Genomic DNA, 14,757 nt, shown 5'->3' with positions numbered 1-14,757 from the left:
TTTAGCGAGCGATAAGGAACGTCCATTGGCTGAGGCTACGACGAACACCACCACCATCATCGCACGCGCCGACCAGCACGATATTGATCTGCACAAGGCGTCGGACCGTGTGAATTTCGGCTCCATCCGCGAGCCCATTGATGTACCCTACCTGTTGGGTGTACAGACTGACAGCTTTGACTGGCTCATCGGCAACGAGCGCTGGCAGAAGCGTGTCGAGGAGGATTTGGAGAACGGCACCAACACCGTGTCCCACACCTCTGGTCTTGACGAGGTCTTTCAGGAGATCTCCCCGATCGAGAACTTCGCTCAGACCATGAGCCTGACCTTCTCCGATCCATATTTCGAGGAACCGCGCCACACCGTGCAGGAGTGCAAGGAGAAGGATTACACCTACTCCGCTCCGCTGTACGTGAACGCTGAGTTCGAGAACGGCGACACCGGCGAAATCAAATCCCAGACCGTGTTCATGGGCGATTTCCCGCTGCAGACCCCGCACGGCACCTTCATCATCGGCGGTACCGAGCGAGTGATCGTGTCTCAGCTGGTGCGTTCCCCGGGCGTGTACTTCGACCGTAGCCAGGATCGTACTTCCGACAAGGAAGTCTTCGGCGCGAAGATCATTCCGAGCCGTGGCGCATGGCTCGAGTTCGAGATCGACAAGCGTGATGTGCTCGGCGTGCGTGTGGATCGTAAGCGCAAGCAGTCCGCCATCGTGTTCCTCATGGCCATCGGCATGACCAAGGACGAGATCGCCGACGCCTTCAAGGATTACCCGCTGGTCATGGACGCGCTCGCCAAAGAGACCGTGCAGACCCAGGACGAGGCTCTGACCGATCTGTACCGCAAGATCCGCCCGGCCGACACCCCGACGCCGGAAGCTGGCCGCAATCTGCTGGATTCCTTCTACTTCAACACCAAGCGTTACGATCTGGCCCGCGTCGGCCGTTACAAGATCAACCGCAAGCTTGGCTTGGAGAAGGATATCAACGATCGTAGCCTGTCTCGCGAAGACATCATCTCCACCATCAAGTATCTGGTCACTCTGCATGCCGGCGACACCAAGTTCCCGGGCAAGCGTGATGGTCAGGATGTGGATCTGCGCGTGGACGTCGACGATATCGACCACTTCGGCAACCGTCGTATCCGTCAGGTCGGCGAGCTGATCCAGAACCAGCTGCGCACTGGTCTGAGCCGTATGGAGCGCGTGGTCCGCGAGCGTATGACCACTCAGGATCCGGAGGCCATCACCCCGCAGTCCCTGATCAACATCCGCCCTGTGAACGCCACCATCAAGGAGTTCTTCGGAACCTCCCAGCTGTCGCAGTTCATGGATCAGAACAACCCGCTGGCAGGTGTGACCAACAAGCGTCGTCTGTCCGCTCTGGGTCCTGGCGGTCTGTCCCGCGACCGTGCATCCATGGAAGTGCGAGACGTGCACCCGTCCCACTTCGGTCGTATGTGCCCGATCGAGTCTCCTGAAGGCCCGAACATCGGTCTTATCGGCTCTCTGGCAACCTTCGGCCGCATCAACCCGTTCGGCTTCATCGAGACCCCGTACCGTAAGGTCGTCAACGGCCATGTGACCGACGAGGTCGAATACATGACCGCAGACCGCGATGCCGAGCACGTCATCGCACAGGCCAACCAGGAGCTCGACGAGAACGGCAACTTCGTCAAGAAGCAGGCCCTTGCCCGAGTCGGCGAGGAAGAAGCGGTCGATGTGCCGGTCAGCTCCGTTGACTACATGGACGTTTCCCCGCGCCAGATGGTTTCCGTCGGCGCATCCCTGATTCCGTTCCTGGAACACGATGAGGGCCACCGAGCACTGATGGGTACCAACATGCAGCGCCAGGCCGTGCCGCTGATCGAATCCGAGCGCCCACTGGTGGGCACCGGTGCCGAATGGCGTGCAGCCGTTGATTCCGGTGATGTGATTCTGGCTGAGAAGCCGGGCGTGGTGACCTATGTTTCCGCCGATATCATCCGTGTAATGAACGACGATGGCACCACCAGCTCCTACAAGCTGGCCAAGTTCCGCCGTTCCAACCAGACCACCTGTTACAACCAGGTGCCGCTGATCCACGACGGCGAACGTGTGGAAGCCGGCACCGTGCTGGCCGACGGCCCGGCAACCCAGAAGGGTGAAATGGCTCTGGGCAAGAACCTGCTCATCGCCTTCATGCCGTGGAACGGCTATAACTACGAGGATGCTGTGATCATCTCCCAGCGTCTCGTGCAGGACGACACCCTGAGCTCCATCCACATCGAGGAATACGAGATCGACGCCCGCGAAACCAAGCTGGGTGCCGAGGAGATCACCCGTGATCTGCCGAACGTCGGTGAAGACGCGGTGGCCAACCTCGACGAGCGTGGCATTATCCGCATCGGCGCCGAAGTCGAAGCCGGCGACATTCTGGTGGGTAAGGTCACCCCGAAGGGCGAAACCGAGCTGACTCCGGAAGAGCGTCTGCTGCGCGCCATCTTCGGTGAGAAGAGCCGCGAAGTTCGTGACACCTCGCTGCGTGTGCCTCACGGCGAGACCGGTACGGTGATCGACGTCAAGGAGATCACCCGCGAAGACGCCGAAGAAGACGGCGACGAGCTGCCGAACGGCGTGAATCAGATGATTCGCGTCTACATTGCGCAGCATCGTAAGATCACCCAGGGCGACAAGCTCTCCGGCCGACATGGCAACAAGGGTGTTATCTCCCGCATTCTGCCGGAAGAGGATATGCCGTTCCTCGCGGATGGTACTCCGGTCGACATCATGCTGAACCCGCTGGGCGTGCCTTCTCGAATGAACCTCGGCCAGGTGCTGGAACTGCACTTGGGCTGGATCGCACATGCCGGCTGGGACATCTCCCTCGACCCGGATATCGAAGCCGCTTGGAAGAAGAACATTCCGCAGGGCGCCGAAAAGGGCGAGCCGGGCACCCCGGTGGCAACCCCGGTGTTCGACGGCGTTCGTCCGGAAACCATTAAGGGACTGCTTTCCTGCACCTTGCCGGATCGTGACGGCAACAAGCTGGTCGGAGACGACGGCAAGGCCGTGCTGTTCGACGGTCGTACCGGCGAACCGTACCCGAAGCCGATTTCCGTTGGCTACATGTACATGCTGAAGCTGCACCACCTGGTCGACGACAAGATCCACGCACGTTCCACCGGCCCGTACTCCATGATCACCCAGCAGCCGTTGGGTGGCAAGGCCCAGTTCGGTGGCCAGCGCTTCGGCGAAATGGAAGTGTGGGCCCTCGAGGCCTACGGTGCCGCCTACACGCTGCACGAGATGATGACCACCAAGTCCGATGACGTCGACGGCCGCGTGCGTGTCTACGGCGCCATTGTGAAGGGCGACAACCTGCCGCCGGCAGGCATTCCGGAATCCTTCAAGGTGCTGCTCAAGGAAATGCAGTCCCTGTCCCTGAACGTCGAAGTGCTCAACGCGGAAGGTGTGGCCATCGACATGAAGGACGAGGACGACGATCCGTCTGCTTCCTCCGACGATCTTGGCTTCAACATCGGCGCGCGCCCCGACGCGGTCGCCAAGGCTGACCAGGTTGCGGAAGAGCCTGAATTCCAGTGATCCCATGGCTGGTCGCGTCGTATGAAAACGTGGCGCGACCAGCCTGACGAAACGTGATTAAGCATTAAGAATCGATAGACAGGACAATAGAGTGCTGGACGTCAACGCATTTGACAAACTGAGGATCGGCCTGGCCACTGCCGAAGACATCCGTAATTGGAGCCACGGCGAGGTCAAGAAGCCTGAAACCATTAACTACCGTACCCTGAAGCCGGAGAAAGACGGTCTGTTCGGCGAACAGATCTTCGGACCTACCCGTGACTGGGAGTGCGCCTGCGGTAAGTACAAGCGCGTGCGCTTCAAGGGCATCGTCTGCGAACGCTGCGGTGTGGAAGTCACCAAGAGCCGTGTGCGCCGTGAGCGCATGGGCCATATCGAGCTTGCCGCTCCGGTGACCCACATCTGGTTCTTCAAGGGTGTTCCGTCCCGTTTGGGCTACCTGCTGGACATCGCTCCGAAGGATCTGGAAAAGGTCATCTACTTCGCCGCCTACATGGTTACCAGCGTCGATGAGGAACAGCGTCACGAGGATCTTCCGGGTCTGCAGGACGAGTTCGACAACGACATCGCCAATCTGGAGAAGCGTCGCAACGCGGAAATCGAAGAGCGTGCCAAGAAAGTTGAATCCGATCTGGCCGAACTTGAGGCCGAAGGTGAAGCCAAGGGCTCCGCACGCGCCAAGCTGCGCAACAGCGCCGAGCGTGAAATGGCCGCGATCCGCATCCGTTTCGACGAGCAGATTCAGCGTCTGAGCGCCGTGTTCGACCGCTTCAAGAACCTGAAGCCGGGCGACATGGAAGGCGACGTCGACCTGTGGCGCGAAATGGAAGACCGCTACGGCGACTACTTCGAAGGCTGCATGGGCGCCGAAGCCATCAAGAAGCGCTTGCAGGACTTCGATCTTGAGGCCGCTTCCAAGCAGCTGCGTGAGGAAATCGACACCGGCACCGGCCAGCGCAAGGCCCGCGCCCTGAAGCGTCTGAAGGTCGTCAACGCCTTCCTGACCACCGGCAACAAGCCGGAAGCCATGGTGCTCGACGTGATCCCGGTCATTCCGCCGGATCTGCGTCCGATGGTGCAGCTCGACGGTGGCCGTTTCGCCACTTCCGATCTCAACGACCTCTATCGTCGTGTGATCAACCGTAACAACCGTCTGAAGCGACTGATCGAGCTCGGCGCTCCTGAAATCATGCTCAACAACGAAAAGCGCATGCTTCAGGAAGCCGTCGACTCCCTGTTCGACAACGGTCGTCGTGGACGCCCGGTCACCGGCGCTTCGAACCGCCCGCTGAAGTCCCTGAGTGACATGCTCAAGGGCAAGCAGGGTCGTTTCCGTCAGAACCTGCTTGGTAAGCGTGTGGACTACTCCGGCCGTTCCGTGATCGTGGTCGGTCCGTCCCTGCGCATGCACCAGTGCGGTCTGCCGAAGCCGATGGCCCTCGAGCTGTTCAAGCCGTTCGTCATCAAGCGTCTTGTGGACCTCAACTACGCGCAGAACATGAAGAGCGCCAAGCGTCTTGTGGACCGTGGCGATTCCGAAGTGTGGGGTGTGCTCGAAGAGGTCATCGCCGAACATCCGGTGCTTCTGAACCGTGCACCTACGCTGCACCGTCTGGGCATTCAGGCATTCGAGCCGATCCTGGTGGAAGGCAAGGCCATCCACCTGCCGCCGCTTGCCTGTGCCGCATTCAATGCCGACTTCGATGGCGACCAGATGGCAGTCCACCTGCCGCTGTCCGCCGAAGCCCAGGCCGAAGCCCGCTCCCTGATGATGGCTTCCGACAACATTCTGAAGCCGGCAGACGGCCACACCGTGACCATGCCGAGCCAGGACATGATCCTCGGTCTGTACTACCTGACCACCGTCATCGACGGAGCCAAGGGTCAGGGCCGTGTGTTCTCCTCGCTCGAAGAGGCCGAAATGGCGCTCGACAAGCACGAGATCGACATGCAGGCCAAGGTGCTTATCCGCCTTCCGAAAGACTTCGTGCTTCCGAAGGGTTGGGAACCGAGCGAAATCGAAGTCATCGAGCCTGAACCGGGCAGCCCGGCGGTGGTGAAGGAAGAGCGCTTCCACGATGGTTCCGTGCTTTTCGCAACCTCCTACGGCCGCATCCTGTTCAACAGCACGCTGCCGGTCGACTACCCGTTCGTGAACGATCAGGCTCCGAAGAAGCGTCTGAGCAAGATCGTCGACGACATCGCAACCCGTTACTCCACTGCACAGGTGGCTGCAACGCTGGACGCTCTGAAGGATATGGGCTTCACCCGCGCACCGTGGTCCGGTGTGTCCTTCGCGTTCTCCGACGTTATCCAGCCGTCCGAGCGCGACGAGTTCATCGAGAAGTACGAAGCCGAAGCCGACAAGGTCAACGAGAACTACGAAATCGGTATGCTTACCGAAGAGGAGCGCCGCCAGGAACTCATCGACCTGTGGACCAAGTGCACCAGTGAGGTTTCCGAGGCTGTCGAGAAACACTTCGACTCCAAGAACAATCTGGCTATCATCGTGCAGTCCGGTGCACGAGGAAACATGATGCAGATCAACCAGATCGCAGGTATGCGAGGCCTCGTGGCCAACCCGAAGGGCGAGATCATTCCTCGACCTGTGAAGTCCAACTACCGCGACGGCCTGTCCGTGCTGGAATACTTCATCTCCCAGCACGGCGCGCGTAAGGGTCTGGCCGATACCGCACTGCGTACCGCAGAATCTGGTTACCTGACCCGTCGTCTGGTGGACGTCTCCCAGGACGTGATCGTGCGCGAAGAGGATTGCGGCACCAAGCGCGGCCTGACGATGAAGGTCGGCGAGCGTGACGCTGAAGGCAACCTGCATCTCGTCAAGGCTGCCGACGGTGGTCCGTACTCCCGTCTGCTCGCAGCTGACGTGATCGATCCAGCCGACGGCGAAACCGTGCTGTACAAGGCCGGCGACGCACTGTCCATGGACGTGCTCAACGATCTCGTCGCCCACGATGTGGAAGAAGTCAAGGCCCGTTCCGTGCTCACCTGCGATTCCAAGCGCGGTGTGTGCGCCAAGTGCTATGGCTGGTCTCTGGCCACCAACAAGCTGGTGGACGTCGGCGAGGCCGTTGGCATCGTGGCGGCACAGTCCATCGGCGAGCCTGGTACCCAGCTGACACTGCGTTCCTTCCACTCCGGCGGCGTCGCTTCCGCATCCGATATCACCCAGGGTCTCCCTCGTGTTACCGAGCTTTTCGAAGCTCGTACCCCGAAGGGCGAGGCTCCGATCGCGGAGTTCGCAGGCGTGGTCAAGGTGGAAGACACCGAGCGTGGCCGTCAGGTCATGCTGAAGCCGGATGACGAATCCGTCGAACCGATCGTCTACCCGGTGACCCGTCGCGCCCCGATGCTGGTCAAGGACGGCGAGCATGTCGAAGCTGGCACCCAGCTGATCGAAGGCTCCGTCGATCCTAAGAAGATCCTGCGCATCCTCGGCCCTCGTGCCGCCCAGGTGAACATTGTGGAGGAAGTGCACACCGTGTACCGCTCCCAGGGCGTGGATATTCACGACAAGCACATCGAGGTCATCGTGCACCAGATGCTGCGTCGTATCACGGTGATCGATTCCGGCGATACCGACCTGCTTCCGGGTGAACTGGTGGATCAGGCCCGCTTCAAGGCCGCCAATATGAAGGCCGTGAAGGAAGGTGGCAAGCCTGCCGCCGGTCGTCCGGAGCTGATGGGCATCACCAAGGCTTCGCTGGCAACCGATTCCTGGCTGTCCGCGGCTTCCTTCCAGGAGACCACCCGCGTGCTCACCGAAGCCGCCCTGAGCCAGAAGGTCGACGACCTGAAGGGTCTCAAGGAGAACGTCATCATCGGTAAGCTCATTCCGGCCGGTACCGGTCTTGCCCGTTACCGTAACGCCGTGGTCGAGCCCGACAAGGCCATTCGCGACACCATCTACCCGAACTTCGGTTTGGGTGGCGACGAGTCCGATGCTGCCTTCGGCGATGCGGATCTGTCCGAAGTCGACTTCTCCAACATCGATTTCGGCGATCTGAAGCTTGGCGACGACTTCAATCCGGATGACTTCCTGGACGACAATGGTGGTCAGATGGATTTGGGCGACACCCTGTGATCCGAAAGGCGATGATGGAACGACATAACGTCTGAAATCATCCGATAGACATAAAAATGGGGATTGGCTTCAAGCAGCTGATCCCCATTTTTAATACGAAAAAAAACGATTGTTGCGATCATTATGCCAACGGTCGGCATATTACAAAACTGCCTGTATTGCAGAGCGAATTTAATATCGCAAATCAAACGTCAAATTACAATGAGGGTATGAGCTTTCTTCCATATCCGCCGCCGCCTGAACCAGGCTGGTACGACGATGACGCCACCGTAATGCCTTCCTTCGTCGATTCTGCAATGCCGGGAACGGTGCAATCTCAGCCGATGGAGCAGGTTTCCATGTTGCTGGAACCAATCAACGACGAACCGGCCAACGATGATGAGATCGATTGGGATGGCACGGTGCTGTCTTCGGCCTTCACCATGAAGCAGCCGGAGCTGGAATACACGCTTTACAATGAGCAGACCGGTCAGGAAGTGATTATCGACATGGGCGTGCTCTTGGGACGCAAGCCGTCCGTTGAAGTGCCGGAAGGTGCCAAATCCGTGAAATTGGAGGATCCGACGCGCACGATTTCACGCAATCATGCGGCGATCAGCTTCGATCAGGATGGTACGTTGTGGATTGAGGATTACGGATCGCTTAATGGCACGTACATTATTCAAGGCAATGAGGAGACCAAGGTTGAGCACGAGCCGATAAAGTTTGAAGCACCTTGCACGGTTCGTATCGGAGACCAGTTCTTTACGCTCGAGCAGCGTTGATTGAGACGTTCTGTTGCGTATCGCCAAGTATGCCGTCAAACCGCAAGGTTTGGGATGCCTGAAATGACGGCGCGACAATGAACGATGTCGAGAGTAGAAGAAGGGCTGTACGCGTGAGGATGCGCATACAGCCCTTCCTGACTATTGCGATTCGCTACCTGCCAACTGGCACTTGCTGACCGGCTATTTGCTACTGGCGTAGGCGGATGGCCGCGTTGACGGCGGAATCATTGAGATTGGCAAGCCAGTCAAGCAGATCCGGGTAGATATTCGGATTGCGTGCGAGGAAGGGGTGCAGCTCCGGAGCCTCGCTCGCGATCTGGGCCATCAGCATCTTGTCTTGCGTGGTCATGGCCAATTCCGCGGTAAAACCGCTATTCGACGCGGCCGGTTCCTGCGGCTGCATGGCGTGCTGGGCGTTGTCCGCGTACGGCTGTGCGTCATATTGCGGCTGGGCCGAAGAATAATCGGCCACTTCCGACAAATCCGCTGGATTGGTGTACGGTTCGACGTATTCCGTCGAAACGTCGTTCGCCATATTCGATGCCGACGCTTCCATGAACGATTCAGGCTGGTGTTGGACGGTTGCCGGCGTCTGGTATTGCATCTGATGCTGCACGTCCGACGATTGCCGCGGCTGCTGATACTGCGCTTGCGTTTGGGATTGCTGTGCCTGTTCCGGAACGGTTTCGGCATTCCTCTGCATAACGCCTTCCTGCGGAACCGGCCACCCCAATGCGACCAGCTGCTGGCGTGCGCGTTCATCGCCGAATTGGGCGACCCAACGTTTCAGACCAGGGTACGCACGCGGATTGGCAACCACATTCGCGCCGAATTCTGGATTTTCGTAAGCGATTTTCGCCAAGAGCACGGGATCTGCGTTCGGATCCTGCACAGCTGCGGCCGCGGTATCGAAATCGACCATCATGGTCTCCTTATCTCGTGATCTGTAAATATTGTATTGAATGCGCTGAGAACAAAGCGGCAATCTAATCATCGACGCTTGCCATTGCGGGAACATGCGCGTTATTGAACGGTTCGCAACGTCTGCAATGTGCCTTCCTGCAAATCGACGATATCCTCATGATCTCCGATTTTGCTGACGTGCCAATCGATGTCAACCGTAGTATTTGTTGCCGTATCGGCTGCGTTATTCGCTGAATCGTCGCTCGCGCCGCGTTTGCCTCGAAAATGGAAAACGTCGGCAAGCGAAAGCTTGGCACGCCATCTGCGCAATGTCGGCAATGACTTGAGCATGTACTGGCGTTCCTGCTCAATATCGCGCCAATACTGCTGCACATGCTCCTCGTTGACGGTATTACCGGAGAAGGTTGCGTAATCGGCTTGTGTGCCCAAGGCAAGCAACGTTTCACTGGAAATATCCATCTGGCTTGCGATGGAGACCGCCTGTTCGCTGCGCGTGCCTTGAATGTCAAGTCCGCTTTGCCGGGCGAGCGCCGCCACGGATTGCCATCCTGCTGCCACTCGCTGTTGCGCGCTGCCGTGTTTTCTTGACCGTGCCAATGCGATCGCTTTGATGGCGAGCAGGAGGCCGCATACGATGAGCAGCGTCCACAGTGGACTTCCGTAGATGGCTACTTTTCTTGCGATTCTGCCGAAATGCTGCCAGAAGAGGTTGGTTGACGTTTCGTCAGCCATGCTTCCGCCGATTGAGGACCTGCCTTTGGCTTGGTTATCGTCGCGCAGCGGGTCGGTGAGGGGTACTGGGGGCTGGCGCACCAGATTCTGCGGGTTCGGTGGGGTGAGGTTCTGGTTTTCGTCGGGGACTTTGGTTTCCTTTGGCGTCGGGTAGAACGCCACCCAGCCGTAGCCGTCCAGTTTGATTTCCACCCATGCGGTCACGTCGTTGCCGGTGAATTCGATGACGGTGTTTTTCCCTTGTTTTTCGGTGCGGTTTTCGCTGATGTCGCCTTCATCGTCTTTTGGTAGGAATCCAAGCACCACTCGGCTTGGAAGTCCCAGGCTGCGTGCCATGAGTGCCATTGCGGAGGCGTATTGTTCGCTGTCTCCGACCATGGCCGTTCCGGCGAGCAGCTGGTCGATACGGTAGTTGCCGTGGCCGGCGGTAGACGGGTAATCGCCGCTCAAGCCGTGCGAGAACCAGCCTGATTCCTTGAGTTTTTCGGCGATGGCCTGGGCTGCTTCGCCGCCTTTGGATTGGCCGCCGGCTATGGCTGTGGCGAGTTTGTCCACACAGTCGGGCATGTCTTCGGCTTTAGGCTGGCTGATGGAGGCTGCGTTGGCTTTGGCGATTTGCTTGTCGGTGGGAACTGCTGGCATGATGCCGGTTTCCGTGTAGGTGAGGCCTTCGGAGGTGCGTGAGGGATAGATGGCCGACATGGTGTCGCTGTTGTAATAGAACGAGTCGGCGTTTTCGCTGTTGTCGAAGGTCACGCTCGATGCGGCTCCGGCCATGGGCAGCCAGTAGTCGCTCAGGCCTTTGTTCACGGTGAATGTTGCGGTGAATTTCTTGCCTTCGGCGTTGTTGGTGATGGAGGTGCCGACGCGATGGTAATTGGAGGAGTCCGACGACATGGTGGAATCGGACAGGTTCCATACGTTGCCATCGAAACGGTCCATGACCGCTAGCCGCACGCTCGAACCTGCGGGCAGGTTTTGAACGGTGAGGAGCACATCGTCCTTGCTGTTTTTGATGTACGAACGCATGCCGCTCAACGGGCTTGTGTAATCGTACGGGCTGAGCGGCGGATCGTAATGGTCGCGCAGAATGGTGCGGTCCTGGCCGATGGCAAGGCATCCTCCGATCGCCAATGCGATGGAAACAACCACGATTACCACGGAACTGATCCAACGTCCCAATTCCAGTAATTTCCAACGTGCACTGATCCAAATCACGAGCACAAGCGCCATTGCGCTGCCGACGAATATGCGGTAATAGCCGGAAGATGAGCCAAGCAATGCGCAGATCGCAAGATTGGCGATGACGGGAACAATGGCGATCATGGTGAATCTGCCATCTTCCGTCACTGCGAAAATGCCGGTGAGCAGCGCGAACCACAGGCAGATGGTCCATACTGCAAGCAGACAGCCGTCCGTGGTGCCGGTTGGAGGTTCGACCGACAGGATGAATTTGAAGGAGCCGAGCGTCTGCATCCATCCTTGCGTAAGCGTACGCAGGGTTGGGATGAAGTGTGTGATGGTGGTGTCGTTGAGGAACAGAACCGGGCCGACAACCAGTTGCGCGACGGCCGTGAACAGTATCTGCCACCAGAGGCGGAGCGCGGGAACCGTGCCTGCGAGCGCCACGAGTGATCCGATGATGGTGGCTGGAATGGCGGCGAGGGCCCAGGATGCGGCTGATCCGTAGACGTCGATGAGGTTGCTGGCTGCGGCGAGGGTGAGCAGGGCTGCTACGAGCAAGCTTGCGTATTGCGAGGCGCGTGGTCGGTGTAAGTAGGGAAGGACTTGCGATTTGCCGTCTCGTGACATCCAGATGGCGGAGTGTGTGGAGTCGGCCCATGAGCCTGTTCCGGTGCCTGTTTCCGTGAAGGTGCCGGTGGATGATTCGGTGAAGGTGTTGCCGAATCCGGTGGTGTGGTCGGCGCGGGTTTCGCCGGTATTGGCGTTGATGCTGTGTTTGCTGAATCCTGCGGTGCTCATGCCAGTACCCTCATGATCATTGGAAGATCGTCTAGGTTTCCTACGGTCGCCAGGGTGAAGTCGGCGTATTGTTTGATGGCGCGTGGTTGCCCGATGGCGGTTTGCAGTACCACGCAGGTTGCTGATCGGGGGAGCGCGAGCGCTATGTGTTTGATCTCGTCGATGCTTTTGAGCCTGCCGACGGTGATGTAGTAGAACGATGAGTCGGGGGTGTGGGTGAGGGTGGTTTGTGCGAGGTTCGGATTGTCGTTGATGTCGGGGGTAATGGCGCTGCATCCGTCGAGGAATTCCGTGGAGTTGCATGGCGTGGCGTGTTCGTTTCCCGCATGGGAGGTTACCGGGCGGTTTTGGAGCAGGCATTGCACGCCGATGGATGCGTGGACGGATACCGCCAGTTCGAATTCGTCGGAGCTGAGGTAGTCGTCTGGGTTCACGCTGATGGTCAATGCGGTGTTGGTACGTCGGGTTGCTTCGTATTGGCGGATCATCAGCGCTCCCGTTTTTGCGGAGCTGAGCCAGTGCACGTTGCGCACGTCGTCGCCCGGCTCGTATTCGCGCAGTCCGTAGAAGTCGAGGTCGTCGTCGACGATTTCGCCGCTGGGCTGACCTTCGAAGTCTCGCGGAATTCCGGCGTTGAGTGTGTTCAGCATGACGGTTTGCGGGTGGATGAACACGTTGATTTGGTCGGCGAGTTTCTTTTCGTGCCGTACGAGTCCGAATGGGTCGCCTTTGCGTATGGAAAGCGGTCCGACCGGCAACACCGCGCGGGAGACGGCGGTGAATTCCACGGTTGTTTGGTGTGATTGGCCAGCGGTGAGCATGGGGATGGAGAATCGTTCGTGATTGTCGCCGATGGACAGGTCGCCTCGTGCGGATGTGGTTGGCGTGTGTCCCGGATTGTCGACGCACACGTCGACTTTCACGGTGTCTGACACGGTGACTCGCCTTCTGGACACGTCTATGGTGGCAGTGAACGACGTGTTGCCGAGCGACAGCATGATGGCGGCGACCATCATGCAGACGAATATGATCGCCATGGCCAGCAGTTCATGCCATCCGAGGATCGTGAACGCTATGAGCGAGGCGATGGTGAGTCCGGCCACTGCCCATCCGAGTGGTGACACATATGAGGTGACCAGTCGTTTGATGCGATGCTTGATGCGTCGCAGGGATCGTTGCATGGTTCTCCTGCGTTGCATGGTTGTGGATTGTCGCATACTTGACCTTTCGGGGGTTTGTGAACGTTTCGTGCGGTTGTGCGCTTCTGTCGTGCTGCGCGTGCAGCTGTGTCGGGTATACGTTTCAGACGGTGGCGCCTACGGTCGGTGCAGGTACGTTTTCGAGGATCTGTTCGATCATCTGTTCGGGGGTGTATCCGGCGAACGTGGCCTCTGCGGTGAGCGTGATGCGGTGCGCGAGCACGGCGACCGCCAGCTGCTTCACGTCGTCGGGTACCGCATATCCGCGATTGTTGGACGCTGCCCACACTCGGGCGCATCGGGTCAGCGCGAGTGCGCCTCGCATGGACGATCCGACTTGGATGCGTTCGTTGTGGCGCGTCGCTTCCACCAAGCGCACGATGTATTCGAGGATCGCGTCGTCAAGATGAATGGTTTCGCTGATGGCGCGCATGCGTAGCACGTCGTTGCCGGTGAGCACCGCATGCACAGTGGATGCACGGTCGGTGACGTTGACCTGCTTGAGAATGCTTACGCTCACGTCATGGCTCGGATAGCCGATGGTTGTTTTGATGAGGAAACGATCCATCTGCGCTTCCGGCAGTTTGTAGGTGCCGAGCTGTTCGATGGGGTTCTGGGTGGCGATGACCATGAAAGGCTGCGGTACCGCGTGGGTTTCGCCGTCGACGGTGACTTTCTGCTCTTCCATGACCTCGAGCAGCGCGGACTGTGTTTTCGGCGAGGCTCGGTTGATTTCGTCGGCAAGCACGATGGATGCGAAAATCGGGCCTTCGCGGTATTCGAATTCGCCGTTCTTCTGGTCGTAGTAGGTTACGCCGACCACGTCGGAAGGCAGCAGATCCGGAGTGAACTGGATGCGCTTGAACGACATGTCGATGGAGTTGGCGAGGCCTCGGGCCAGCTGCGTCTTGCCTGTTCCGGGGTTGTCTTCAAGCAGAATGTGGCCGCCGACAATCATGGCGGTGGCGCATTGGCGGATCGGTTGTTCCTTGCCGACCACGACCTGGGAGACGCTGTCGACCAGTTTGGCGAACTGGTTGTGGAATTCGGTGATGTCGGCCTGTGGCGCGGACATCATGGACGAGGTTGCGGCTGGCTGCGCAGGCTTGGCTTGCGATGTTGTGGCCTGCGGGAATTGGCGTGGTGCCGCTGCCGGAATTGGCTGCGATTGCGGCAACGGTTGTTGCATCTGCACCGGCTGTGCCGGTTGCGCCTTCATGGGGTGCGTTGTTGGAACCGTAGGCATTGCAGGCCTGGAGGGCGTTGCGTTGTATGCGCTGAGCACGGTGTCTTCATCGTCGCCGCTTTGCTTCTGCGGATGCGTCGGCAGGCTTGGAGCTTGGAATGCGGGGCGCATCTGCGGATTGCCAGGCTGTTGCGGCTTGTTCATATGGTGCCCGATGGAACCCAGCTGGGTGGCGTCGTCATCGTTTTCGTTGCTCATGGGTGCTCCTTGCTTGC

At 59.0% G+C, this 14,757-nt stretch carries 7 protein-coding genes; 3 read left to right on the top strand and 4 right to left on the bottom strand.

What is annotated here, in order from left to right:
* Nucleotides 1-25 precede the first annotated feature (25 nt).
* The 3 genes from rpoB (at nt 26) to NBH13_RS04865 (ending at nt 8,455) form a co-directional block, all read left to right on the top strand.
* Nucleotides 26-3,586 carry a DNA-directed RNA polymerase subunit beta gene (gene rpoB, locus NBH13_RS04875; protein WP_039199145.1) on the top strand — a complete coding sequence of 1,187 codons (3,561 nt, stop codon included), beginning with the start codon at nt 26-28 and terminating at the stop codon, nt 3,584-3,586.
* A 91-nt stretch (nt 3,587-3,677) separates the two neighbouring features.
* A complete protein-coding gene (locus NBH13_RS04870) occupies nt 3,678-7,691 on the top strand; it encodes a DNA-directed RNA polymerase subunit beta' (protein WP_250779155.1) in 4,014 nt (1,337 codons plus the stop codon).
* Between the two features lie 209 nt (nt 7,692-7,900).
* Entirely contained in the window at nt 7,901-8,455 is a 555-nt protein-coding gene (locus NBH13_RS04865) for an FHA domain-containing protein (protein ID WP_250779154.1), read from the top strand.
* Nucleotides 8,456-8,645: 190 nt separating this feature from the next.
* Here NBH13_RS04865 and NBH13_RS04860 read toward each other — a convergent pair whose 3' ends face one another.
* From NBH13_RS04860 to NBH13_RS04845, 4 genes are all read right to left on the bottom strand, one after another.
* Nucleotides 8,646-9,380, bottom strand: coding sequence for a variant leucine-rich repeat-containing protein (locus tag NBH13_RS04860; RefSeq protein WP_250779270.1), 735 nt, complete (start codon nt 9,378-9,380; stop codon nt 8,646-8,648).
* 101 nt (nt 9,381-9,481) lie between these two features.
* Nucleotides 9,482-12,097, bottom strand: coding sequence for a transglutaminase TgpA family protein (locus NBH13_RS04855; protein WP_250779153.1), 2,616 nt, complete (start codon nt 12,095-12,097; stop codon nt 9,482-9,484).
* Nucleotides 12,094-13,314 carry a DUF58 domain-containing protein gene (locus tag NBH13_RS04850; protein WP_502801759.1) on the bottom strand — a complete coding sequence of 407 codons (1,221 nt, stop codon included), beginning with the start codon at nt 13,312-13,314 and terminating at the stop codon, nt 12,094-12,096. Before NBH13_RS04850 ends, NBH13_RS04855 begins: the two co-directional genes overlap by 4 nt.
* A gap of 85 nt (nt 13,315-13,399) precedes the next feature.
* A complete protein-coding gene (locus NBH13_RS04845) occupies nt 13,400-14,740 on the bottom strand; it encodes an AAA family ATPase (protein ID WP_250779151.1) in 1,341 nt (446 codons plus the stop codon).
* Between the last annotated feature and the right edge of the window lie 17 nt (nt 14,741-14,757).

It is taken from the genome of Bifidobacterium intestinale (genome assembly GCF_023656765.1).
Taxonomy (GTDB): Bacteria; Actinomycetota; Actinomycetes; order Actinomycetales; family Bifidobacteriaceae; genus Bifidobacterium; species Bifidobacterium hominis.
This window is presented reverse-complemented; position numbering and strand designations above follow the sequence as displayed.